At 59.5% G+C, this 24,600-nt stretch carries 21 protein-coding genes, 2 pseudogenes and 1 riboswitch; of the genes and pseudogenes, 15 read left to right on the top strand and 8 right to left on the bottom strand.

Annotated elements, in window-relative coordinates; all coding sequences use genetic code 11:
• Positions 1-23: 23 nt before the first annotated feature.
• Genes NKH03_RS17825 through NKH03_RS17785 form a run of 9 tightly spaced genes read left to right on the top strand, consistent with a single transcriptional unit; the run spans position 24 to position 8,924 of the window.
• Complete coding sequence (locus NKH03_RS17825; RefSeq protein WP_352607719.1) at positions 24-1,049, top strand: lytic transglycosylase domain-containing protein; 1,026 nt, start codon at positions 24-26, stop codon at positions 1,047-1,049.
• Between the two features lie 11 nt (positions 1,050-1,060).
• Positions 1,061-1,765 (top strand): type IV secretion system protein, encoded by a 705-nt coding sequence (locus NKH03_RS17820; RefSeq protein WP_352607697.1) that lies wholly within the window; start codon positions 1,061-1,063, stop codon positions 1,763-1,765.
• Positions 1,755-1,979: a hypothetical protein gene (locus NKH03_RS17815; protein ID WP_502899630.1), complete on the top strand. Its 225-nt coding sequence runs from the start codon at positions 1,755-1,757 to the stop codon at positions 1,977-1,979. Before NKH03_RS17820 ends, NKH03_RS17815 begins: the two co-directional genes overlap by 11 nt.
• A 15-nt stretch (positions 1,980-1,994) precedes the next feature.
• Positions 1,995-3,026, top strand: coding sequence for a TrbL/VirB6 family protein (locus tag NKH03_RS17810; RefSeq protein WP_352607699.1), 1,032 nt, complete (start codon positions 1,995-1,997; stop codon positions 3,024-3,026).
• A 38-nt stretch (positions 3,027-3,064) separates the two neighbouring features.
• Entirely contained in the window at positions 3,065-3,757 is a 693-nt protein-coding gene (locus tag NKH03_RS17805; protein ID WP_352607702.1) for a VirB8 family type IV secretion system protein, read from the top strand.
• Positions 3,754-4,563 carry a TrbG/VirB9 family P-type conjugative transfer protein gene (locus NKH03_RS17800; RefSeq protein ID WP_352607705.1) on the top strand — a complete coding sequence of 270 codons (810 nt, stop codon included), beginning with the start codon at positions 3,754-3,756 and terminating at the stop codon, positions 4,561-4,563. The genes NKH03_RS17805 and NKH03_RS17800 overlap by 4 nt, the downstream gene beginning before the upstream one ends.
• Positions 4,563-5,789, top strand: coding sequence for a type IV secretion system protein VirB10 (gene virB10, locus NKH03_RS17795; protein WP_352607707.1), 1,227 nt, complete (start codon positions 4,563-4,565; stop codon positions 5,787-5,789). Before NKH03_RS17800 ends, virB10 begins: the two co-directional genes overlap by 1 nt.
• Positions 5,770-6,786: a P-type DNA transfer ATPase VirB11 gene (gene virB11, locus NKH03_RS17790; RefSeq protein WP_352695708.1), complete on the top strand. Its 1,017-nt coding sequence runs from the start codon at positions 5,770-5,772 to the stop codon at positions 6,784-6,786. Before virB10 ends, virB11 begins: the two co-directional genes overlap by 20 nt.
• Positions 6,783-8,924 (top strand): type IV secretory system conjugative DNA transfer family protein, encoded by a 2,142-nt coding sequence (locus NKH03_RS17785; RefSeq protein ID WP_352969542.1) that lies wholly within the window; start codon positions 6,783-6,785, stop codon positions 8,922-8,924. The genes virB11 and NKH03_RS17785 overlap by 4 nt, the downstream gene beginning before the upstream one ends.
• A 250-nt stretch (positions 8,925-9,174) precedes the next feature.
• On the opposite strand, the pseudogene NKH03_RS35035 reads toward NKH03_RS17785, so the two are convergent.
• Positions 9,175-9,348: pseudogene (locus NKH03_RS35035) on the bottom strand (hypothetical protein); the annotation flags it as partial.
• 122 nt (positions 9,349-9,470) lie between these two features.
• Positions 9,471-9,695: riboswitch (cobalamin riboswitch) on the bottom strand.
• A gap of 330 nt (positions 9,696-10,025) precedes the next feature.
• On the opposite strand from NKH03_RS35035, the gene queC reads away from it, so the two are divergent.
• Genes queC through queE form a run of 3 tightly spaced genes read left to right on the top strand, consistent with a single transcriptional unit; the run spans position 10,026 to position 11,814 of the window.
• Positions 10,026-10,724: a 7-cyano-7-deazaguanine synthase QueC gene (queC, locus tag NKH03_RS17775; RefSeq protein WP_352695710.1), complete on the top strand. Its 699-nt coding sequence runs from the start codon at positions 10,026-10,028 to the stop codon at positions 10,722-10,724.
• The gene (gene queD / locus NKH03_RS17770) at positions 10,724-11,080 is read left to right on the top strand and encodes a 6-carboxytetrahydropterin synthase QueD (protein ID WP_352607713.1); all 357 of its coding nucleotides are present in this window, start codon (positions 10,724-10,726) and stop codon (positions 11,078-11,080) included. Before queC ends, queD begins: the two co-directional genes overlap by 1 nt.
• The gene (gene queE, locus NKH03_RS17765; protein ID WP_352607715.1) at positions 11,077-11,814 is read left to right on the top strand and encodes a 7-carboxy-7-deazaguanine synthase QueE; all 738 of its coding nucleotides are present in this window, start codon (positions 11,077-11,079) and stop codon (positions 11,812-11,814) included. Before queD ends, queE begins: the two co-directional genes overlap by 4 nt.
• 87 nt (positions 11,815-11,901) lie before the next feature.
• On the opposite strand, the gene NKH03_RS17760 is transcribed toward queE, so the two are convergent.
• Together NKH03_RS17760 and NKH03_RS17755 are read right to left on the bottom strand one after the other, a co-directional pair.
• The gene (locus NKH03_RS17760) at positions 11,902-13,248 is read right to left on the bottom strand and encodes an IS5 family transposase (protein WP_352969540.1); all 1,347 of its coding nucleotides are present in this window, start codon (positions 13,246-13,248) and stop codon (positions 11,902-11,904) included.
• A 183-nt stretch (positions 13,249-13,431) separates the two neighbouring features.
• Positions 13,432-14,575, bottom strand: a pseudogene (locus NKH03_RS17755) (ISAs1 family transposase).
• Between the two features lie 208 nt (positions 14,576-14,783).
• Between NKH03_RS17755 and NKH03_RS17750 the strand changes: the two are divergent.
• The gene (locus NKH03_RS17750; RefSeq protein ID WP_352606446.1) at positions 14,784-15,317 is read left to right on the top strand and encodes a Ros/MucR family transcriptional regulator; all 534 of its coding nucleotides are present in this window, start codon (positions 14,784-14,786) and stop codon (positions 15,315-15,317) included.
• Positions 15,318-15,467: 150 nt separating this feature from the next.
• Here NKH03_RS17750 and NKH03_RS17745 read toward each other — a convergent pair whose 3' ends face one another.
• The 3 genes from NKH03_RS17745 to NKH03_RS17735 all read right to left on the bottom strand — a co-directional run bounded on the left by NKH03_RS17745 (position 15,468) and on the right by NKH03_RS17735 (position 19,610).
• Entirely contained in the window at positions 15,468-15,818 is a 351-nt protein-coding gene (locus NKH03_RS17745; protein WP_352606448.1) for a hypothetical protein, read from the bottom strand.
• A gap of 30 nt (positions 15,819-15,848) precedes the next feature.
• Positions 15,849-18,191 carry a xanthine dehydrogenase family protein molybdopterin-binding subunit gene (locus tag NKH03_RS17740; protein ID WP_352606450.1) on the bottom strand — a complete coding sequence of 781 codons (2,343 nt, stop codon included), beginning with the start codon at positions 18,189-18,191 and terminating at the stop codon, positions 15,849-15,851.
• Positions 18,192-18,344: 153 nt separating this feature from the next.
• The gene (locus tag NKH03_RS17735; RefSeq protein ID WP_352606452.1) at positions 18,345-19,610 is read right to left on the bottom strand and encodes a type III PLP-dependent enzyme domain-containing protein; all 1,266 of its coding nucleotides are present in this window, start codon (positions 19,608-19,610) and stop codon (positions 18,345-18,347) included.
• Between the two features lie 514 nt (positions 19,611-20,124).
• Here NKH03_RS17735 and NKH03_RS17730 point away from each other — a divergent pair.
• Complete coding sequence (locus tag NKH03_RS17730) at positions 20,125-21,666, top strand: FGGY-family carbohydrate kinase (protein WP_352695714.1); 1,542 nt, start codon at positions 20,125-20,127, stop codon at positions 21,664-21,666.
• Between the two features lie 108 nt (positions 21,667-21,774).
• Here the strand turns inward: NKH03_RS17730 and NKH03_RS17725 are convergent, their stop codons facing one another.
• Both NKH03_RS17725 and NKH03_RS17720 read right to left on the bottom strand, forming a co-directional pair.
• Complete coding sequence (locus NKH03_RS17725) at positions 21,775-22,497, bottom strand: HAD family hydrolase (protein WP_352606456.1); 723 nt, start codon at positions 22,495-22,497, stop codon at positions 21,775-21,777.
• 152 nt (positions 22,498-22,649) lie between these two features.
• A complete protein-coding gene (locus tag NKH03_RS17720; protein WP_352606458.1) occupies positions 22,650-23,564 on the bottom strand; it encodes an ABC transporter substrate-binding protein in 915 nt (304 codons plus the stop codon).
• A gap of 506 nt (positions 23,565-24,070) precedes the next feature.
• On the opposite strand from NKH03_RS17720, the gene NKH03_RS17715 reads away from it, so the two are divergent.
• Positions 24,071-24,322: a hypothetical protein gene (locus NKH03_RS17715; protein ID WP_352606460.1), complete on the top strand. Its 252-nt coding sequence runs from the start codon at positions 24,071-24,073 to the stop codon at positions 24,320-24,322.
• Positions 24,323-24,600 lie beyond the last annotated feature (278 nt).

The following is a 24,600-nucleotide window of genomic DNA, read 5'->3' as shown; positions in this document are numbered from 1 at the left end:
CCCTGGCCACCCCCGTTCCGGCAATGGCGTCCGGTGTTCCCGTCATCGACGGAGCGAACCTCGGTACAAAAACGGATCGGAAGGACAAGACCGGCGAAATCGACAAGACCGACAAAGACCGGTTTTCGATCAACAAAGGCGTGACCTGCTCCGTCTTCAGGGAAGGTCGCAAGGACGATCCGATCGCTGCCGCGCAAGCCAACCCCGAAATCGTCGGCCTGGTCAAAAGGGTCGCAAGGGAAGAAGGCGTCGATGAGAACCTTTTTATGGCTCTCGTCTACCAGGAAAGCCGTTTCAATCCATGCGCCCAATCCGGCGCCGGCGCATATGGCCTCACACAGCTGATGCCGGGGACGGCCAACGATCTCGGCGTCAATCGCTACAATATCGAGTCCAATTTGCGGGGCGGCGCCCGCTATCTGAAACAGCAGCTCAAGCGGTTCGGCGGCAACGTGAATCTGGCACTTGCCGCCTACAATTCTGGTCACGGCAACGTCCAGAAATACGGTGGCATCCCGCCGTTTAAGGAAACACAGGGTTACGTCAAAAAGATCACGCAGCAGTGGCTGCCAGCCCTCGGTGGGGCGAATGGGGCGAACATCCCGATCAACTATGGCGGCGGCAGCACATCGTACACTGGCATGCGGGATTCGACGATCAACGCCATGGCGACGTCGCAAGCCACGCAGGAGAGCGGCGCCAACGTTGCGTCATGGCTGCAGCAGCTCGGCGGCCTGACCACTGGAACCATTCAGGACAGTTGGGACCACAATTCCGGTGCGCGAAACGCCAATCTCGAAATGATGAACCAGGTCATCCTGCTCGGGACGACAATGGCAGACCTGTTCAATTCAAGAAACACGATGCAGCTGACTGAAACGTCAGGCTCATCTCAGTCATCTGGATACAAAAACAAAGGCGAAATGCCGCGCGAAGCCACTGGTCTTTGCGACCCGCGCGAAGGGCTCGAATGGAGCCCGGCGGACAAGGCCTGTGTCCAGAAGCGCGAGCGTGAATCCACCCTCAACCTGCAACTCAAACCTCAATAAGGACACCCTCTATGAAGCGCTCTATTCTCACTGCGTGCTCGGTTCTCTTTGCTTCCGCGGCATGGGCATCAGGCGTACCAGTCATCGACGGTGCCAATCTCAAGGTGGCCAAGGAAACGGCCATGACCACCGACAAGATCCTGAACACGAACAAGGACATCCTCTCGACCGTCGAAGACACGTTGAAGGCCGTCACCGGCGATCGCGGCGGTGATGCCAACCAGATGCAGAATCTGGCGATTGGCAACGGTTTCAGCGTGTCCTCCATGCCGTCCTTCGACAGCATCATGTCAGGCGGTGTGCCAAACTTCGGCGGCATGGGTGGCGACATCAGCAAGATCGCGACCACCTTCATCAATGGCCTGCAGCTTGTGAAAAGCCTCTCTGGCAAGTCAAACAGCGGCTTTTCCAGCGACAAGTCCTATGAAGAGCTGATGAACACGGTCCTTGGCGTTTCGGCCCTCGTGACCGGATCGCAGCAGGCCGTGACGACACGCCGGAGCGCCCTTGAGCAAGCCGGGCAGAGCATCGGCCAGGCTCAGGACATCAAGGGGTCGATCGATCAGAACACCCAGTTGCAGGTCCAGGCCGGCCTCACCATCAACGAGCTGATCGGCGTGATGAACGGTGCTGTCGGTTCTCTGCAGGCCGACAACCAGCGCCGCCTCACCGACATTTCCAACTCGAAGAAGGCGTTGACCTACGGTGGTAACTAAGCCTGCTCACATAGTCAGGGCCTTGTTCCTCGTCGTGATCGCGACCGGCGTTGCCGGCTGCGGCACGGTCAGAGAGAAAACGGCCCCCTGCAAGCGACCCGCAAATCTGACGTCCTACGCTGCCGATCCTCGCCAGGAATGCGGCCCGATGTCGTACGTCAACGGCGACCCGGCCACGGCCATGGCCGCGATAGAGGCGATGGCAGCTCAGTAAGGACGATCGGCGGCAATGGAAGATTTCTTAGGCAACATCCTCGACCGAATTGAGGACACAGGGAGAACCTTCTCGGAAAGGGCATATGGAATTGTAGCCAGCGAAATCACGCCGCTGCTCAATGTCCTGTTCCTGGCCTACGTCGCCTATTACGGGCTGCAGCTCTTCATGGGAACGTCCAGGGTCAGCCTTGCCGAAGTCATCGGCCGTGTCGCCCGGATGGTGGTCATTTTACTGATCGTCAGAGAATGGAGCAATTTCGACACGCTGTTTTACAGTTGGCTGAACAACACGCCCGAGGATGTCGGGCGCGCGATCCTGACGGCCACGGGAACCGGCATCACCGAACCGACAAATGGCCTGTCGATGATCTGGAAGACCGCCAATGAAGCAGCGGCGGCGTTTGCGGAACAGTCGGGCTACTTCGCCATTCTGCCGTCGATGATCGGCTTTCTCATCATGCTTTGCGTGGCAGTCTTTATCGCCGTCGCGCTGGCGATCCTGTTGCTGGCGAAGGTGATGATGTGGGTGCTCATCGGAACGGCCCCGATCTTCATAGCCTGCATGCTGTTCGAGCAGACGCGACGCCTCGGCGTGTCCTGGTTCCAACAGGTCCTTCTCTACGCGCTGATACCGCTGTTCATCTATGTGGTTGCCGCCTTCCTCATCGCCGCCATGGATCCCGAACTAACCAAGGTTACGAATGCAGCGAACCAACGCCGGCTGCAGCTCAGCGACGTGTCGGCTTTCCTGCTGCTGTGCTGCGCAGGGGCGTTCGTACTTTTCCATATCCAGGTGTTGGCGCAAAGCATCGTCGGCGGCGTCTCGGCGGGCATCGGCAACGTCGCGAGAGCTGTTGCGCAATACTCCGGCATGACGGCACCAACGAAGGCACTCGACGTTGCGCGCGGCACGGCAGGCGTGGTCGGAGATGCCGGTATGCGTGCACGCGATCGTATCCAATCCGGCATGGTTGCCAACATTCGCGCGGCCAATGAGCGCGCTGCCATGCAGAACAGAATCTCCAACAACAGCATGCCTCGCTGAGGCGGCTCGCTGGTAGGCAAAGTAAGGGCTGGATCAATATGGCAGACAACGAAGGTGCGCTGAGGAGCTATTTTCAGGACGGCGATCGATGGGAAAACGAGATCGTCAAGAAGGCGAAGCGCTCCCGGTCGCTTGCATGGTTCATGGCGCTGCTTTTCGGCGCGATCACGTTGCTGGCGCTCGCAGCACTCGTTCTCTTGGTCCCGCTGAAAAGCTTCGAGCCGTATATCGTCGAGGTCGACAAGAACACCGGCTATATCGAGGTCAAGACAGGCCTGACCAAGCCGTTGACCCTGACAGAGACGCAAGCCATCACGCAAGCCAATGTGGTGCGCTATATCCGCCACCGCGAGGGCTATGACCCGTTCGCCATCGAAGAAACTTTCGGCGTTGCCGCTCTGCTGTCAACCGGGGATGCGGCACGCGAGTTGGCAGAGCAGTACAGCGCAGCCAATCCGAACAATCCGACCAAAGTCTACGGCAAAAACAAGCGCGTGCTGGTCGACGTCAAGTCCGTGACGTTCTCGAATGCCAGCACGGCGCTGGTCCGGTTCTCGACAACGGAAAAGTCCGACACGGATTCGATCGTCCGGCACTACATTTCGGTTGTGCGCTACCGCTACACGGACACGCCGGAAACGAATGAATGGCGGTTTGAAAACCCCCTCGGATTCCAAGTCTACAACTACCGTCGCGACCAGGAAACGGTTACGCCGGGGGACGAGGGATGATGAAGCGCCTGCTGTTTTCGGCGGCGTTTTCCGTCGCCATCCTGACTCACGCCCATGGTGCGCAAACGCCTCGTCCGGGCAACCTCGACGGGCGCGTTACCAGTGTCGTGTATCAGCCGAACAACGTGGTCACGGTCAATGCTACCTACGGCATTTCGACCATGATCATTTTCGACGAAGACGAGAAATTCGAAACGATCTCGCTCGGTGATACGGAAAGCTGGCAGGTAGCGCCTTCCGAGAAGGGCAACATCCTGTTCGTCAAACCAGTCGCCAAGAACGTCACCACCAATATGAACGTGGTGACGACGAAACGAATTTATTTCATCGAGCTGCACGACTATGCGCCTGAGGCAGGCCACAAGGTCTTTGGCGTGCGCTTCGTCTATCCAGAGAAGGATCTGAACGCCGCCTTGCGCAAGGAGGCGGAATATAGAGCGGCAAACCCCAACGTCTCGAACATCGACAAGGCCAACGTCAACATTGACTACTCGTTCTCAGGCGACGCGGCCCTGAAACCGTCGATGGTCTTCGATGACGGCAAGAAGACCTTCTTCAAATTCAACGGCCGCGTGCCGGCGATCTTTGCCGTTCAATCGGATTTTTCCGAGACGCTGCGCAATTTCCGCAAAGAGGGCGACTATCTCGTCGTCGATGGCGTCGCCACTCAATACACGCTGCGCGACGGCGATCAGTGGACGTGCATTTTCAACCTTCGAAAGCCCGACTTCGGGACCCCAGACCCCGACATCCTCGGCCCGGCTCCCGACCGCCAGGCTAAGAAGCGCTGGAGGAGCGGCAACTGATGAAGCAATCTCCAGAACTAGAGGCCATGCTTGCCGGCGACGATACGGCCATCGCCAACAAGAATGCCAAACGCAATCAGCTGCTCGGCGGTGCTGCGCTGCTAATCGGTGGCGTCGTCGCCGCCTATTTCGTCCTCTTGCCCGCCAAGGAAACCTCTCATGACATCACCCAGGGCGACGAGGAGTTTCGGACCACGACGTTCCGTCCCCCGTCATTCGTGCGTGAGCAGGATAAGCCGGAGCCGCAACCCGACCCGGCGATCATCAATATTCCGCCACCGCCCGAACCGGTTGAACCCAAGGTCGATACGACGGGATTCAACGTACCACCGCCGCCTCCCCCGGTTGCTGAGCCGGCCGTCGCGCCACCCCCGGCGGACGAACCGCTACCGGAAGAATTTCCGCAACGCTACAAATCAGGGCTGATCTCGCTTGACCAGGCCAAGGCTGAGGACGGCGCCGGCGGGCTCGGCGGCGCCAATGGCAGCGGCCCTAAAGTCGCTGGCGAAGACCGCAACAGCAAGTACCTTGCTGCTGCATCGAGCCTGGCCGACCGTGGTGCGAAAGCCACCCAACTCAAGCGCATTGATGCCTTGATCCCGGAAGGCACTCTCATTCCCGGCATCCTCGAAACGGCGATCAACAGCGACTTACCGGGGCAGATTCGGGCGATCACGTCTCAGGATGTTTATTCGTTCGATGGCCGGCGTATCCTCATCCCGACGGGAACGCGACTGATCGGTGAGTATCAGTCCGATGTGACCAGGGGACAAAAACGTATCTTCGTCATCTGGACGCGGCTTATCCGTGATGATGGCGTGAGTGTCCGGCTGAACTCGATCGGAAGCGACAGTCTCGGCCGTTCCGGTCTCACCGGTCATGTCGACAACAAATGGCGCGAACGTTTCGGGTCGGCCATCGTCCTTTCCATCGTCGGCGCCGGCGCCAGCTACCTAACCGGCTTCGGAAGCGACCAAGCGTCCGGCAAAAACAACGACGATGCCAAACGCGGCGAGGAGCTGGCGCGCGACACGATCGCTCAAACCTTCAGCGACATGGCCAACCAGGCTTTAAGCGAAAATCTCCGCATCCCCCCGACCATCAGCGTTGGCCAAGGCGAGCGCATCTTTGTTTATGTCCGACAGGATCTCGATTTCAGCGCCATGTACGACGATCCCGTCACCGAGGCGATGAAGGAAATTCAACGTGAACGTCGCCGTAGGTAGAGCCCCCAACCCTTATCATTTTCTCGATCGCGCGCTGGCGCCGCTGAAACCATTCCTGGAAGACCCGCGCGTCGTCGAAATTTCGATCAACAAGCCCGGCCATATCTATGTCGAACGTCTCGGCTCCGACCATATGGAGCACCACGAGATTCATGAGCTGACGGCCGCCGAAATCCAGAACATCGGTGAGCGCGTCGCCGGCGCGACAAGTCAGTTTATTAGCCACTCCAAGCCTATTCTCAGCGCCGCGCTGCCGACAGGCGAACGCATTCAGGTCGTCCTGCCGCCGGCCGCTCCCGAAGGCGGCTCAATCTCGATCCGCAAGCAGGTGGTCAACAACTTCACGCTCGAGCAGTATCGCGACAGCGGCTCGCTAGACAGAGTATCGGTCGCCGTCGGCGGCCTAAGTGACATCGATCGCGACTTGATTGCCCATCTGCGCGGCGGCCGTATCTATGACTTCATCCATACGGCCATCACGAAACGGGTATCGATCCTGATCAGCGGCGGCACTTCCTCCGGCAAAACGACGTTTCTCAACGCATGTTTGAAAAGCATCGATGCCAATGAGCGCATACTGACGCTCGAAGATACACGCGAACTGTTACCGCCCCAAGCCAACAAGGTGCACCTCCTCGCCTCAAAGGGCGATCAGGGCACTGCTGACGTGACGATTCAAAGCCTGCTCGAAGCATCGCTTCGCATGCGCCCCGACCGCCTGTTTGTCGGCGAAATCCGCGGCGCCGAAGCTTTCTCGTTCCTCCGCGCGATCAACACCGGCCACCCCGGCAGCATGTCTACTGTCCATGCCGACACGCCGATGGGTGCCTACGAGCAACTGGCCATGATGATGCAACAGGCTGGCATGTCGTCAGGTTATTCCAAGGCCGATCTGATGTCCTACATTCAGATGGTCATCCCGATCGTCATCCAGCTCCGCCGCGACGGCGGCAAGCGCGGCGTGTCAGAAATCTTCTTTGCCCGGGATGAATCATGAGCCAGGGCTATAGGGCCTTTTACCTGCTCTTCTGCACCGGAATCGTCTTTGCAGTCTGGATTCTCGGCTATGGCCTTGGCCTCCAGATTTTTTTCCGTGACGGCCGCATTCTCGAAGCGACGATCACCACCAATCCATTCGCCCCATTGCAACAATTCTGGCTCTACAAGAGCAACACCACATTGCAGATGGTCGCGATCGGGGCGCTCGTCCCTGCCCTCCTTGCCGGCGGCCTAGCTGCATTGCTCGGCCTTCGGCCGCAAGGCAGCCCACTCGGTGACGCGGCCTTTCAGGACATCGCCGCTCTCCGCCGCGGTAAGTGGTTTCGCAAGTCCGGTCATATCTTTGGCCGCATTGGCCGCAAAATCCTGCGCACCAAGGATGATCGCCATCATCTGATCATCGGGCCGACACGATCGGGCAAAGGCGCCGGCTATGTCGTTCCCAATGCTCTGATGCATGAAGGGTCGATGATTGTTACCGACCTCAAGGGAGAGATTTTCAAGGCGACGGCCGGACATCGCCGACGCAGCGGCAGCCAGGTCTTCCTTTTCGCGCCAGGCGCGGAGCGGACGAACCGCTACAACCCTCTCGACTTCATTCGCCAGGAACGTGGAAATCGCACGACCGATATCCAGAACACTGCGAGTATTCTCGTTCCCGAAAACACCGAATCTGAAAACTCGGTGTGGCAGGCGACCGCTCAACAGGTCATGGCAGGCGCTATCAGCTATGTGCTGGAAAGCCCGTTTTATAACGGCCGGCGCAATCTCGGGGAGGTCAACTCGTTCTTCAATAGCGGCGTCGACCTGCAGGCCTTGATGAAATTGATCAAGGCAAAAGAGCCGTACCTGTCCAAATTCACGTTGGAAAGCTTCAACGCTTATCTGGCCCTTTCCGAGCGCGCGGCCGCTTCAGCCTTGCTCGACATCCAGAAGGCGATGCGCCCGTTCAAGAACGAGCGTGTCGTTGCCGCGACGAACGTCACCGACATGGATCTCCGTGCGATGAAGCGTCGGGCGATCTCCGTCTACCTCGCGCCCAACATCACGGATATCACGCTGCTCAAGCCGCTCCTGACGCTGTTCGTGCAACAGACAATGGACATTCTTACCCTCGAGCACGATCCGAATTCACTACCGGTCTACTTCCTGCTCGACGAATTTCGGCAGTTGAAGAAGATGGACGAAATCATGACCAAACTGCCCTACGTGGCAGGGTATAATATCAAGCTCGCCATCATCATCCAGGACTTGAAGAATCTCGACGAGATTTACGGCGAAACCTCCCGGCATTCGCTGCTCGGCAATTGTGGTTATCAGCTCATTCTAGGCGCGAATGATCAGGCGACCGCCGACTATGCATCCCGTGCGCTCGGCAAGCGGACCATCCGCTACCAGTCGGAATCCCGCACGATCGAGCTCTTCGGCCTGCCAAGGCGCACCAAGGTCGAACAGATTCGCGAGCGTGACCTGATGATGCCGCAGGAAATCCGGCAGATGCCGGAGAGAAAGATGGTACTGCTTGTTGAAGGCCAGCGCCCGATCTTCGGCGACAAGCTGCGATATTTCGAGACACAGCCATTCAAGTCAGCTGAAGCCTTTTCGCAGACTCACATGCCGGATGTGCCACCGATCGAATATCTCCCGGTACAGCCGGTTCCGGCTTTGACCGACGATTACAACCGGGCAGGCCAGCCCGCCGAAGATGTCGGTGCCCCGACTACCGGGATGGCTGATTTCGAAAAGAGAATGTCATCACCAGTTAATGGCGCTGAGGCAATCCCAACTATCGCTGCGACCGTGAAACCGCCGCCGGCAACAAAGGAGTCCGCAGCTCGCTCCGTGAATCGCAAAGTTAGCCTGCCGAAACCGAAACGCGCTAAAGCGGCTTCGAGTGGTGGATCTGGAAACGAAGCGGAGGCGACACCGGACGTAGCGGCTATCGACGCGCAGATTAAGTTTGCCGAAGAAAGCCTGAAACCTAGCGCTGAACGCCTCAAGGAAACGGTTTCTCAGAAAGTCGAAAAGCTCGGCCAAGTGTCGCCGACGAAACGGCGAAACTATCTCGATATTTTCGCAACGACGGTCCCCGACCCCGTCGAACTCGGCTTGGAGGCCGTGGAAGCCCCAGCATAAAGAGCCGCGATTTGCGGGGCTTTATGCGAATTCACGAACGAAGTGTAGCGCTCAGAAAGGCAATGCCAGCGGCGGAGGGAATTTCGCAAGCGTGAAAAGCTCCGTTTCAGCCCGTCCATCGGACGAGCAAGCGCCATTTGCTGACCTTCCTGGCGCTTCTCCAGAACCGCCGTTCGCGCAATTGAGTCGTGCTGGTCGGCCGCCGCGATACGCTCAGACAATGAACCAGACTTCGTCTCGGCGTCGATGAATTCGATGCCGTCGTCATCATGCCGCGATCGCGCTGTTCAATCCAGCTGGCTGCACGCAGCCTCTTGGCAGAATCGAGGAGGTCAGCGGCCGAACTCGTGCCTGACCAATAACTTTCCAGCGCGGACTTGAGCTCACGACGACGGCCGATGCGTGGAACACCAAGCGTGGCGATCGGGACTGTAACAATAGACATGGCATACCCCATTTGGTTGGGGGCATGGGTCAAGCGGACGCGTGCAATGGAAAGCCGCAACGCGGCTCAATTGCAGCTACCACCGGGACACCCCGCCCGTGGACGTTTCAGCTTGTCGAGGCAGGTCTCCTGGCTCGCGGGTCGTCGCTCCTGCCCGTCTTCCCAAGGCAGAACGCCTCAGTGACCTGTTGGACAGCGGCTCGCCGCTCACAGTTGCGGGGGCAGCTCCGGTATCGCCATGACCACTGGCCTGGCTCACCGGATTCCCTCTTAGCTCTGGCATCTTCTCGAGATAGCACCAGAGAACCACGACGGCTGCATGGTCCGCCAATCCGAGAGTCAAAGTCAAGAAAGATATAAAGAGATGTTTATGTGATTATGGCGACGTAGCGATCCTCACTGCTGCTGCTGCTGGGCATCTGCTCGACAATCTTTCGACAGACAGAAGACCTATTGATTTCCCGCGCCATGACAGCGGCTTGCGATCCTTACCGGCAAGGTCGCCTCGAGGGCACGGTAAGTCGCGTCCGCAGGAGCGGTAGAACCGTTGCGTCAAACCGCGTCCATCCCCATTCACAAAACCGACTCCCTAGAGTACTTGGAGCGCAGAGAAATCTCCGGTCGCAGCCTACCCGGTCAAAACAAGGACTCAAACTATGAAGACTCTCGTCATCTGCTCAGGCGGACTGGATTTCGTTTCACTTGCTCAAAAGGTAGCGGCCGAGCATGCGCTTGCCGGCCTCCTGTCCTTCGACTACGGACAAAGGCACAGGAAGGAACTGGGCTTTGCCGCCCTCTGTGCGGAGCGACTGAACACCCCGCACCGGATCATCGACATCCGCGAAATCGGCAGCAACCTTTCCGGCTCGGCGTTGACCGATGATTTGCCCGTGCCGGACGGTCATTATGCCGAAGACACCATGAAGGTCACAGTAGTACCAAACCGGAACGCCATCATGCTGGCAGTCGCCTTCGGTGTTGCCGCCGCACAAAAGGCTGATGCCGTTGCCATGGCCGTGCACGGTGGGGACCACTTCATCTATCCCGATTGCCGTCCGGCCTTCATCGACGCCTTCCAGATGATGCAAGACCATGCGCTTGACGGCTACGCCAGAATTCGCCTTTACGCCCCTTATCTGAATATCTCGAAGGCGGACATCGTTGCGGACGGGGCGAGGTACAACACGCCATTTGCTCAGACCTGGTCCTGCTACAAGGGCGGCGAACGTCACTGCGGGCGGTGTGGCACCTGCGTTGAGCGCCGGGAAGCGTTCCACCTGGCAGGGCAAGCGGATCCGACCAATTACGCGGACCACGACTTCTGGCTGCACGCAATACGGACAAGGAGCGCGTAATGTTCCACATCACTAAAGAATTCCACTTCTCGGCCTCGCATCAGCTCACCTCCTTGCCGCCCAACCATCAGTGCGCGCGCCTGCACGGGCACAACTACGTCGTCGACGTAGAGCTCTCGGCGGGCGAGTTGGACGAACATGGCTTTGTGCGCGACTATCATGACCTTGCCGCCCTCAAGCACTATATCGACGAGACGTTCGACCATCGGCATCTCAACGACGTGCTCGGGCATGACCAGGTCACGGCGGAATATCTGGCCAGACATTTTTACGACTGGTGCAAGGCGCGACTACCCGAAACCTCGGCTGTGCGGGTGAGCGAGACGCCAAAAACCCGGGCAGAATACCGGCCATGACCTGCGCGTTGGATCCCGGAATCCGCGTGAGCGAGATTTTCGGGCCGACCATCCAGGGCGAAGGCATGCTGGCCGGCTTGCCGACGGTGTTCGTTCGCACGGGCGGATGCGATTATCGCTGTTCCTGGTGCGACAGCCTGCATGCCGTGGATAATCGCTTCCGTCATGAGTGGAACATGATGTCGACCGATGCGATCTGGGAAAAGGTCGTCGCACTTTCGGGTGGCCGGCCAATGATGGTGTCGCTATCAGGCGGCAATCCGGCCATCCAGCCGCTCGGCGCGCTGATCGAACACGGACATCGTAATGGGTACCGATTTGCGTTGGAAACCCAAGGTTCCGTGGCCAGGGATTGGTTTGCCGAGCTTGACGTTCTCATTCTAAGCCCAAAGCCGCCATCGAGCGCAATGACGACCGATTGGACTGCGTTCGAGGCGTGTGTCGATGCGGCGCAGGATAAGCCGCAAACCGTGCTCAAACTCGTCGTCTTCGACGAAAGAGACTACGCCTATTCTAGGGATGCCGCCGCGCGTTATCCGCAACTTCCCGTCTATCTACAGCCCGGCAATCACACGCCGCCGCGCCCCGGTCACGAAGATGCGTTCATTGACATGGACGGCATAATGAAACGGATGGAATGGCTGGTCGAGAAGGTGATCCGTGACAGATGGTTTGAGGCGCGCGTCCTGCCGCAGCTTCATGTTCTGCTCTGGGGCAACAAAAGGGGCGTCTAGCCCGCGCAATACTCTCGGCGCAGCACATCCCCGGTTGCCGCAGGGGAATCGGGTGCGTTAATTAGTCGACCGTGAACAATCCACCCCCTAAGCGGCGACCGGCTTGGGCCGGAGTTGGAAGAGAGCGATCAAGAGCGACAAAAAACCCTTCAGCCACCTGAGCAGGAGGGAGAAGTTGTAGCCGGCGGCGGCCAGGATGGCGTTGACGGCGTCGCCCTGCTGGCCGGCGAGGTAGTTGCGGCCCATGCGGTGCTCGGCCTTGATGTGGCCGATCACCGGCTCGACCGCCGACCGCCGCCGCATCTGGCGTTTGATTGCCGGGGTGACGCGGCGTTTCTGGCCGCTGGTGAAGACCCTGAACCTGTGGCTCTGGGGTGCGTTGTGGCCGCGATAGCCGGCGTCGGCGAGGATGCGGCCGATCTCGTTGCCGATGGTCTCTTCGATATCGGGGATGACGCTTGCCAGCGTGTGGCCGTCGTAGGGATTGCCGGGCAGTGCTTTTGCATGCAGAGCGAACTGGCCACCCTTGGAGCGCTTCAGCGTGGTGGCCACCGAGACCTTGACGCCGAACTCGTAGGGCATGTGCGCCTTGCCCTTGCCGATGCATTCCACCTCGTGCGCGTGCAGGCTGTAGATCTTGCGGCCGCGCTGGCGCTGACGCCGTTCGAGAACGGTGGCGGCCTGGTAGAGCGGCCATTTGAAGAGCGCGTCCAGCCCCGCATCGCCGGCAATCTGGCGGGCGATGTCGCGAATGGTCCGGCCGAGATAGGTCTTGAGCCTGCGCAGCGCCTTGTTGGCCCGCTTGAACTGCTTGGCGTGGGCATAGCGCTGGTGCTTGATCAGCGCCAGCTTGCCGACCCGCACATAGCTCTGGCGCAAATTGAGCCCCGTCTTCCTGGCCAGCCGCACCAGCCGTTCACGCGCCCGGTGAATGAGCTTGGCGTCGGTCGGGAACATGACGTTCTTCGGCTGCACGGTGGTGTCGACGATCACCTGGCGCGTGTCGGACGGCTTCATCGCCCCGGTCTTGACCGCGAGGCTGAGGCTTTCCTGCAACAGCGCCACGATCCGCTCCTCGCCCATGCGGCCGCGCCAGCGCGTCATCGACGAGCGATCGAACGGCAGCGCGTGGCAGAAGAATTCCTCGCCGCAAAGGTACTGGAAGTAGGGGTTCTCCACCCAGCGCTCGCACAGCACCTCATCCGACACGTTGAAAGTGTGTTTGAGGATCGCAAGCCCCGCCATCAGCCGGGTCGGCAAGGGCGGCATGCCGGGGCCGTCCGAATAGACGGCGCCGAAACGCTCCTCCAGCACCGGCCAGTCGATCGCCTGCGCCAGCCGCACCAGCTCGTGCTTCATATTGATGATCTGATCGAGCCTGGAGCGGAACAGATCCTGCTTTCCCGTCTCCCGCTTCTCGCGTGGCCTGGACATTCGCCGTCCCCTCGATTCGCCGCCGCCGAACCAAGTGAATCACGCTCCGCAGCACAAGGGAATCGCAAAACGAATTGCAGGAAAACAGCCCCCATAAACCGCTAATCCTGCAATCCGAAAGCCGCTATCCGCCTCAATCAACATGCTAGATCAACAGCTTGCGGATAGTTCACGGTCGACTAATTATCGTGTGATGATGCTTGCCAGAAAGTCATCGTCCCATGCGGCGACCTTTCGTTTCAGCCGCAAGGAATCGTTTCCGGGGGCTTTTCGTATCAGGTTGAGAGCGATGTGCTTTATGGTTGTGAAGTTTGCGGGAGCATGATCGGTACGCAGGCGGCATTCATCGTCTCGGAAGACCATGTCCAGCACCCGATGGAGGCTGTTCTCGACGGCCCAATGGTCGCGGATGAGAGGTCCGATCAAGCTGGCGATGAGAGCCAGCGAGGTGATGTAGAAACGCGTCTCCCGTTCGATCTTGCCGCCAGCCTCACGGGTGCTTTGGACCATGACGACGCTCTTGAGGCCCGGCCACTGATGGCTTTGTTGAAGCCAGTCAATGTCGTGGATGACGGTAATATCCGGGTCTCGATACGTCCGTGATCGCCATCGACCGTACTGGCACGGCTTACGGTGGTGTCTTTGAAATCGCTGGCTTTTTGTTCGGCCGCAAAGAGTTCGACGTCATTGCGCAGTGTGCCTTGATTGCCTTTGAGGGCGAAGATGTAGTCGGCCTTCTTGTCCAGGACCTTCTGGGCGATGGCGCGCTGGCAGCCCATGGCATCGATGGTCACGATGGCCCCTTCAATGGCCAGCATGTCCAGCAGCTTGGGAATGGCGAGGATCTCATTGGCCTTGTCCGCTACCTTGACCTGTCCCAGCACCAGACGCTGGCGGGCGGCGAAGGCGGAAACCATGTGTATCGGCTCCTCGGCATTCCTGGAGCCTTGGAGCGGCGGACCGTCTTGCCATCTATGGCGACGACGCCTTCCGGCGCACCCGTCAGTGACGCTACCCACGCCACAAAGCAGCGCTGGAAGTGTTCGGCATCAAGGCTGGCAAGGATATCACCCAGATGATCATGCGCTGGCACGCCTTCACGAAAGGGTCGAAACCGACGAAGCAGATCGAGCTTTTTCTCACCAAAGCGGGCGATGTCGGTGATGGCTTCCGCCCCGGCGATCACCGCCATAAGACACAGCAGCAGCACCTCATCCAGCGGGTACCTTACCTTCGCACTCTGCCGACCATCAGGCAGATCCTTGAAATGACCCAGAAAAACAACCGTTTCCGCGAACGCACCGGCGTTGCAAGCCACATCGTCCATCCAGATATTCCCTCTCAGAATCAAATCATCTCGACAGATTCAGCTCTCAACCTCCTTGTCACGCGTTAACTCACCCGATTGCCCTGCCGGTTGCCGGCTAGATGTTGACGACGAACCGAGAATGTTTAAATAGTGGGCAATTAATTTGTCTGTGAATAAACAAATCGCACGTTCTCAGCGTGACGCCCATATGACTACAGGAAACTCTATGATCGTTTCTCCCGAACAGGACGACAAAACCGATATTGTGTCGATCGCCGCCGATATCGTCTCAGCCTACGTGTCAAACAATCCGCTTCCGATCGGCGAGTTGCCGAAGCTGATCGGGGATACCTATGCCGCCTTGCAAGGAATTGGCACGCCTGTGTCCCCGACCGCGGTCAAGCAGGAGCCGGCAGTGTCGCCCCGGAAGTCGGTAACGCCCGACTACATTATCTGTCTGGAAGATGGAAAAAAGTTCAAATCCCTGAAACGTCATATAGCAACCCATTACAATTTGAGTCCTGATGAATACCGGCAGAAGTGGAGCCTCCCAGCCGATTATCCGATGGTGGCGCCGACCTATGCCGCGGCGCGTTCGGCCTTGGCAAAGGCATCGGGGCTCGGCCGCAAGGCGGCGGCGCCCGCACCAGTTGTGACAGAAAAAACAAAGCGAACCGCACGCGCAGCGCCAGCCGAAGCGATTGCAACGGTGGTGAAATCCCCATCAAAGAAACCGCGCAAGGCACCCGTCGCAGTGTAGCGTCCAGCATTGGGCGGGGCGCCAGGCAATGGCGCACTTGTACATGGCGAACCCCGTGGCAACAGGCTGTTTTAGAAACCGGCCAAATCAGTTAGATGGTCGCATCGCCGCCGCGCGGCCAATTTCAGGATAAGCGTCGATCTATCGCATTCAGCACTGCTTGAACTGAAGACTGACAGCGGCACGATTGAGCTGGCCGTGAATAGGTGCGTTGCCGAGCGACTTCATTTTGTCGTCGTCGAATTTCTCCGGGAGACGGTTTCTCAGAGAGTCGAAAAGCTCGGCCAAGCATCGCCCATGAAACGGCGAAACTATCTCGATATTTTCGCGACGACGGTCCCTGATCCCGTCGAACTCGGCCTGACGGCCGCCGAAGCCCAAGCATAAAGAGCCGCCAATTGCGGCTCTCAATGCAACTTCAAGTGCGAATGTAGCGCTCAGAAGAAGATGCAAAGACAGCTTCAAGCCTGACATGCCGGTACGGCCGGCGGTCGTTGCCATCACCAAACAGGGCGGCGGCAAGATCGCGGTCTAGAAATCGTTGCCAGCCTTTAGGGCCTGGCAGGCGCGCCATATCTTTTCCGGCGTCGCGGGCATTTCCATCTCGCGGCCGGCGCGGCACGGAATGGCATCGGCAATGGCGTTCATGACGGCCGAAATGGCTGCAACCGCACCCATCTCGCCGATGCCCTTGACGCCGGCAGGATTGGTCGTTGCGGGCACCTGCTGGCTGGCAAGTGCCAGATGCGCAGGCATGTCACCGGCCCGCGGCATGCTATAGTCCATGAATGAACCCGTGATCAGCTGACCGCTCGCTCCATCGAAGATCGCTTGCTCCATGAGCGCCTGGCCAATCCCTTGCGCGATACCACCTTGGATCTGCCCGGCGACAAGTGTCGGATCGAGCACCGAGCCGCAGTCGTCTACCGCGGCATAGGAAACGATCTCGATAGCGCCGGTGTCGGGGTCGATTTCGACTTCCGCGATATGACAGCCGTTCGGAAAAGCCGTCGGAGTCTCGGCGGTGATGCGCGTATCCAGGGTCTCGCCGATTTCATGCTTCATCTGCGCGGCCCAGTCGGCGACTTCGAATAGCGAGACGCTATTGGCCTTGGAGTCGACATGGAAGCCGCCGTCGGCATAGACAAGATCCTCTTCTGCGGTCTGCAGCATGGTCGCGGCAACTTTTCGGGCCTTTGCCAGCACCGCTTCCGCCGCCTTGATCGCCGCATGGCTGACCGTCATCGCCGATCGCGAGCCGACTGCCGCGTAGCCGGCTAGTTCGAAACGCGAATCGCCATGGAGATGCCCGATCGTCTCGGCCGGCACGCCGAGGCGCTCTGCGACGAGGCGGCCGAAGGTAGTGGCATGGCCTTGGCCGGTCGACTGTACGTTGAGCTTCAGGATGATGCGTCCATGGCCGGGGAAGGCGATCTCGGAGCTCTCGGTCGGCTGCGACCCCGAGTGTTCAAAGGCTGAGGAGATGCCGATGCCGCGCAGGCGGCCGGCTGCTTGCGAAAGGCACCGCCTCTCCTCGAAGTTCCGGTAGGCCGCCAGGTCCAGGGCCTTGTCGAGTGCCTGTTCGAATTTTCCACTGTCGTACACGGTGCCGATCGCCGTCACGTAAGGCATCGCCGCGGGTGCTACGAAATTGCGGCGGCGCAGCTCGACCGCATCGATACCGCTGATGCGTGTCGCTTCCTCGACAATCCGCTCGACGAGATAGCTCGCCTCCGGTCGGCCGGCGCCACGATAGGGGCCGGTCGGCACGGTGTTGGTGAAGACGCATTTGATGCCGACATCGATGAGCGGGATGTCGTAGCAGCCCGGCAGGCAGCGGATGAAATTGTCGGTCTGGATCTTGGCGGCAACGACGCCGAGATAGGCGCCCATATTGGCGAGATGGCGGACACGCAACGCTAGAAACCGGCCGGTCTTGTCCATCGCCAGCTCGGCTTCGCTGATGGTGTCGCGGGCGTGATGGTCGCTGACGAAGGCCTCCGAGCGCGTCGACATCCAGTGGACCGGACGGCCGAGTTTTCGCGCGGCGACGAGCAAGGCGGCATATTCGGGAAAGACGCCGACCTTCAGCCCGAAGGCACCGCCGACATCGTCGGTGAAAATGCGCATCCTGGTGCCATCGACGCCCATGATGGCGGCCATCGCGTCACGCACCGGGCGCACGCCTTGCGTGCAGACCCTGAGCGTATAGCCGCCGTCGGCCGTATCGAATTCGCCAGTTGCGCCACGCGGCTCGAGCGAGTTGACGAGGATGCGCTGCTGCCGAAACGAGGCTCGGGCGACGAAGCGAGCTTGCGCGATGGCTGCCTCGACCCGGCACGCATTGGCGTCCGGATCGGCGATCAGCCCTTGCCATTCGATGGCGAGATTGCCACGCGCCTGCGGCCAGACAAGCGGCGCACCGTCCGCGGCGGCGTCCTGCAGATCGACGATCGGCGTCCGCTCGACATAGCTGACTTCAACCAACTCGGCGGCATCGTGCGCTTGTGCCGCCGTTTGCGCCACCACCATTGCGACGGCCTCGCCGATGTGGCGCACCGCGCCGTCCGCCAGCGGCGGCCGCATGGGATTGACCAAGGCCGCGCCGGCGCGACCTTGCATGGGTGGATGCGGCGCGAGGCTGCCGAGGCCGGCCATATCCGCGCCGGTCAGAACCGCGAGCACACCCAGAGCCGCGACCGCTTCGGCTGTGTCGATGGAGGTGATCCCGCCCGCTGCATATGGCGAGCGAACGAACACCGCACAGACCTGCGCGGCCTTTCCCGCGTCCGCCATGTACCGGCCCTCGCCGCGGATCAGCGCATCATCCTCGACGCGCATGCCGCCAGCACGGGCAGGTTGCGCCTGGGTCATGGTCGCGGTCCTCGCGACATGACCCAGGCGCGCCGCGGCACCATGCGCCGGTCGCCATCGGCCGATACAGCGATTCCCGACCGCCATGCCTTTCGATCGGACTGCAAGGCCATTTCGAAGCGACGCGCGTACGGCTGCCGGCTCTGGCCAGGCCTAGCTGGGTCTCAGCTCCTTCTTCTGGTCGAGAAGGTTGCGCCATTTGTCGAACTTGTTGCCTTGCGCTGTGATCAGTGCAGGCGAACCCGACTTGTCGATCAGCACTTCGGCGGCTGGCGGAATGTTCAGGAATTCCATGTGCTGCGTCGCGCAGTAGGCACCGACGTCGAGGATCACGAGATAGTCGTCCTCGGCGAGCGTTTCCGGAACCATGTAGTCGCCGGGAAGCACATAGTCGTGCCGCAAGATGCCACGCCCGCGCAGGGCCGCGGGAATGCGGTTCGACGTGATCTCGGCCATGTTGGAATCCAGGAAAAGCACATTGTGGCGCCGATCCTTGTATTGTGCCGACGGCATCAGAACCCTCGACCCGTTGGTTAGCACGCGATTGGCGCCCGGATGCTTGATGACGGTGCGCTCGATGCTGAGCAGCAGCGCGCCGACATCGGCCAACAGATCGCGTGCCGGCTCGAACAGAAACTTCACATCGGCGGGCACACCATAGCGATTGGCGATCTCGCCCAGCCTCTTGAAGTATTTCTCCCAGTTGAAGTGCTTTTCCGAATACGCCCGCCCCTCGTAGTCGAAGCCGAACCCTCCCGCGAAATTGATCGCCTTGGCCTTGGGGAAATAGGTTTTGAAGATCATGAACACTTGTTCGATGATGCTGATCATCGCGTCGGCGGAGTTTCCGCTGCCGCAGTAGAGTTCGAAGCAGTCGAGATCGCGTCCATGCCTGGCCAGCAATTCCGACAGCGTTGTCAATTCGCTGTACTTGATACCGGGCTTTCCCGACCCCAGGCTGTCGAAGCGCATATTAATCGAGGCGCTGGGATCGACGGCGAGCAGTTGCGAGATTTCGTCCATGCTAGACAGGAACATCGGATGGCCGGTCTTGGCCCATGCGCTGATTTCGTCGTTGGAGACATGTCCGGGGGAAATGATGAACTTGTCGAAACCGAACTTGCGCAAGATCTCGTACTCGCTCGGCAATTGCAGCAATATGCCAATGCCGACGGCTTGGAGCGGCTTCAATATATGAGGGTTGGAGTTGGGAAAGAACGGCACATAAAGTTCAACCCTGCCGTCGATCCCCGCTGCGACCGCGGCACCCTGGATACGGTCGATATTCCTCTGCAGCTGTTCTTCGCTGTAGACGAAGACCGGGGTCCCCGCCTCCGCGGCGATCAGTTGCAGATCCGAGCGACTGATCCATCCGTCGACATCGGCGATTTTGCTTGAAATCCTCGCATCGTAGTTCATCGCAACACCTCACTTCGCTTCTGAACGTCCTGGCTTCTTCATGCTTGTTGAAGGCTGACGCGGCGCGGAAGCCGTGCCCGACCCGCGACAGCCGCAGGCGGGAAAAACATCGAGACCGGTGAAGCAGCAACCGTTCGTTGGCGTAATTTAGGCGCCGTGCATGCTTCATCTGCGCTGTATTCCGATCTTCCTCGACGTCAGAGAGGAGTGCCTGGAGCAGGCTATAGGCAAACTAGCTTCCCCGGCTAAGTCTCCGGGAAATTCAAAAACTCTCCATGGCCCGATAATCCCCTGGTGCGACTTCGTTGCTGGAAGTAGTTGACCACTACTAGCATAGGGCAACAGCTTTCGTAAATACCTTCTGTATCTCTTCTATTTTTTTGGTGCTAGATTTCACCTGAGCCACTGGAATTGGTTTCAGCCTATACTAATCAAGTTCTCGCTAATTTGAAACTTTCGTGACCCCCATCCGGGTGATCGCAGACCTGGCCAACTACACTTGGTAAGAAAATCAATGCCTTTTCAGGTGCGCTCGCAACCGACCCTTCTGATGGGCATCGATTTCGGAACCACCCAGATCCGGGCAAGCATCTATGCGCCGGACGGCACGCTGGTCGCTGCCGGCAAGGTCGCCACGCCGACGGTCAGGCCCGATGCGGACAGCGCCCATCACGAACCCGAGGCGGTGTGGGCGGCAACGCTCGAGGTTATTCGCGCCGCGCTTGACGGCATTGCCGAGCCTTCTCACGTGCGCGGGATTGCCTGCGCCAGCGTTGGCGAGGCCGGCCTACTGATCGGCGCAAAAGGCGAAGAGCTCACGCCGATCATTGCCTGGTACGACCGGCGGGCCATCGCCGAGTGCCATGACTTCGTCGGCCGGCTGGGCGCCGATGCGCTGTATGGCATCACCGGTCAGCCGCCCGAGCCCATTCTTGGCATCTACAAGCTGCTTTGGCTGATGGCACGGCAGCCCAACCTGTTTGCACGCCCGGCACAATGGCTGAATGTAGCGGACTATCTCGCATTTCGGCTGAGCGGCAGAATCCGCGCCGAGTCGAGCCTGGCTTGTCGCACCGGTGTCTTCGACCTGCATCGGCGGAGATGGGCCATGGAGCTCTTGAAGCAAGCCGGACTTCGCGCCGATCTCTTTCCTGAACTGGAAGCCAATGGCGCGCCGCTCGGCACAGTGCTCCAGCCTGTCGCGGCGTCGACGGGTCTGCCTACATCCTGCGTCGTGGCGGTTGGTGGGCACGACCAGGCGCTGAGCGCGCTTGTCTGCAGCGGGTTGGCGGATGGCATCCTGTCGGCGACGCTCGGAACCACCGAAGCCTTGCTGGCTGCCGTCACCAGCCCGTCCCGCTCGGCAAAGCTCGGGCGGCAAGGATTCTGCCAGGGTGTGCTGACGACCGGACGGCCGCGTCACTATGTTCTCGGTGGCGTGTTCACGGCCGGCGCCTCGATCGAATGGTTCCGCCAGACCATATTGGGCGGGATCACACATGAACCGCTGATCGCTGCCGCCGCCGCCATACCGATCGGCAGTCGCGGCGTCTGCTTCCGCCCGCAGCTCGCGCTGGGATCGGCGCCGCATCCCAGCCCGCACGCCAATGGCTCGTTCTGGGGGCTGAGCATGGCAGCGGATCACGGCGCAATGTTTCGCGCCATTCTCGAAGGTCTGGCCTATGAAGCCCGGCTATGCATCGAGGCGCTTACCTCACGGCCGGAGGTTGGTGCGATACGACGGATCAACGCTGTTGGCGGCGACACCCGCAATCCGCTGCGCATGAGCATCAAAGCTTCGGTCTCGGGAACGCCGATCGATATTATCGACGTGGACGATGCCACCAGCCTCGGAGCCGCGTTGATGGCCGGGCTCGGCGCCGGCGTCTATGCCGATCTTGACAGCGCTCTGGCAACACTTGCTCTGCCGAGGACGACGATCCTGCCGGTGCCAGAGGACCAGGCCTTCTATGACGCCTATTTCAAATCGGTCTATCGCCATGCACCCGCCGCGCTTGCGTCGCTGCGCGAGCCGCAGTCCCGGCAGAAAGCTTAGTGCGACGTGCGTTCACCTAGACACACAAAGTACGCTCTAACAACTTTGGACCTGCGCATCGTGCTTTCCGGAAATCGATTCCAATTTTCGGGGTCGATGCGTCAGACGTCAATCCATGCCTTCCATCTCTCGGAGGGCGTCTGCGACCTCGGTGAGCGAATTGCACAGGACATAGGTGCGGTTGTTGGGGTCGAGTGAGCTTTGGCCCTCATGCTTCCAGGTGATTTCGTATGGGACGTGTATGGCGCGCGCGCCGAGCTTCAGGATCGGGTCGATGTCAGAGCGCAGCGAATTCCCCACCATGACGAAGTTCGACGGGTCGACGTCGTACTTCGCCAGAATTCGCGCATAGACGGATTGGTCCTTCTCCGAAACGATCTCGACGCCGCTGAAGAAATCGGCCAGGCCGGATCTCGCCACCTTGTGCTCCTGGTGGAAGAGCTCGCCTTTCGAAATCAGGATTAGCTTGTAGCTTCGCGACAGCTCGTCCACCACCTGTGCCGCACTGTCGATCAGATGCACCGGATGCCAGATGATGTCCTTGAGTAGGCCGATAAGAGACTGTATGTCGGCGACTGCGATGCGACCGTCGGTCACTTCTATCGCCGTCTCGATCATGGAGAGAACAAAGCCTTTTGCCCCATACCCGAACAGCGAGAGATTGCGCATTTCGGTTTCGTACAGCCTGTGGCTCAGATCCTCCGCGGACAGGTAGTGGAGCAGGACTTGCTGGAATTTCTGCTCGGCGTACCACAATATGTTCTCGTTGTGCCACAAGGTGTCGTCACCGTCCAAGCCGACGACCAGCCTCTTCTCGACGTCCCTGCTCATGTTCTGTCTCTTTGATCTTTACTGCGGCGCCGACCAGTCCGTTCGGTGACGCGGCGTTGCCAACCGCCGGGACTGGACGCAAATTTCTCTTCTGCGGACAATGCACCCGGCGGCCATTGTGCAGGAGCGTGACTACGCAGTTTTCGCTGCGGTCAGGTTCTGAGTTCGCTCGCGGCGATGCGGTTGTCGACAACGTCGTCATAGGAAGCGCCGCCGGCAATCAGATCCCAGCTTTGCATCCATGCGTAGGCGCGCTCGAACTCATCGCGAGTATAGGGTTCCGGCTTGACGAACCGCAGGCGGGGAAGATAGAAGTCGTCCGGCGTGATCGTGCCGCGCACATCCTCGGGCAGCGCCTCGACGAGATAATGCAGCCACTTCCTCTTGTCCTTGTTTATGACATGGACCGCCTTGATCTCGGCGCGCCGCAAGGCGGCATAGGTTTCGTCGTCGATCTCGGGACCGGCAATCTCTGATCCGGAATAATGCGTCTCGATGATCTTCTGAAACCCTTGCTTCTCGGCGACAGTCAGCCAGGGTTCGGTCAACGCGATAGCAGCGACCTCGCCATTCTGCACCGCCTTGTAGCCGTCGACGTGATGCTGGCCGATCACTTCGATTTCAGAGCGCTGCAGAAAGCCTTCGAGCATTTGCAGCGTCGCGTAGTGGTTGCCGTTGTGGTAGCTGACCGAGATCGGCGCATTCCTCAGCGTCTGCGGATAGGTGTAGCGTGAGCCGGGCGCCGAAACGATCGCCATGACCGCAACCGAAGAACGCTTGCCGATCACCTTGCCGCCACGCCGGCTGTCGAAGGCTCGACGGATCTGACCCCATTCGCAGGCCCGGTAGATGTTGACCTCGCCGTCCTCGAACGGCGAATGGGTGCGGATGGAATCCACTTGGTTCGGATCCATCGATGTCAGCGGCAATGCCTGTCGCTGACGGTTTTCGCGAAACTCGACCTTTATCCCTTCTTCCTCGAAGAAACCGCAGTCCCTGGCAACAAGCCAGGGCAGCGCAAAAACGGTCGATACGCCTCTGCCTTCACTCACAACTCTTCTCAACATCTGTGCCTCCTGACCAGCTGCGATATTTGGACAACATTTATACCGTCGCCGATGATCTTAGCACGTGCAACCCGTTCCATGAATAATTGATCTGCATCGAGAAATATTTCAGCCGGGGTGTCGCCCAACCTGCCCCCGCCCTCATCGTTAAGTCCAGGTGATCTCGCCCACCGGTTTCGCGGGTGTTGCAGGTGGTTGGCGAGGCAAGGCAATCATCCTCGCCAAGGCTCTGGTATCCGGCGCACGGTTCCGCCTTGCCGGCAGATTCTTCAGCTACGTTGGCAACGCCGGTGCTTACGCAAACCCGCTAAGATTAGTAGATACTAAAAAAGCATCGAGAACAGAAAACCAAATGAACACAACGCCTTCGCAGGTCGATTGCACTTCGTGTCGATTTTCCAAGTACAGCCTATTTTCTTAAAAAGAAAAATTTTATTGCGATCACGGCAGGTTGCTAGAGACATCTGGAAGATGTATGCTGTTTCTGCCTACCATAGGAGGAAGTCATGGAAGAAGTGGTGAAATGGGTTACTGACACTCTGGTTGCGCAGAAAATAGACAAAACCTCGGCGTCGAAGCTGGCGGCGGACCTGACGTCCGAAGTCTCGGCCGAAGTGTCAGCCGAGTCGGCCGCCGAAGCATCGATGGAAGCCGCCAGCGAAGCTGCCAGTGAGGTCGCTTCCGAGGCAGCGTCGGAAGCGGCATCGGAAGCCGCCTCAGAGGCGGGAATACCAGGAGCCTTCCGGTTCAGCCGTTAATCGTCATAGCAGGCAGGCCATTGGAAGGCCGGCGGACAGACTTCTTGTCGTGCACAGGATGGCAAATCAGCAACGTCCAAATATTACTGCAGCATTTCAAGCATTTGCCCTTGACGCACGACGGGTACCGCCGGCCGTTCCGACGCGACTGAAATCTTTGGTTGTCCGTGCGGTGTCGTCCGTGGCCGGAACTATTGCACCGTGGGGTCCGCCATGCGCAAATTTCAGTGCGCGGGCGGGTTCAGCAGGCTGCTCGATCTTTGTTTCTTCACTAGGCG

This window comes from Mesorhizobium sp. M1406 (genome assembly GCF_040317555.1).
Classification (GTDB): Bacteria; Pseudomonadota; Alphaproteobacteria; order Rhizobiales; family Rhizobiaceae; genus Mesorhizobium.
Note: the sequence above shows the minus strand (reverse complement) of the source record. Positions and strands in the feature narration are given on the sequence as shown.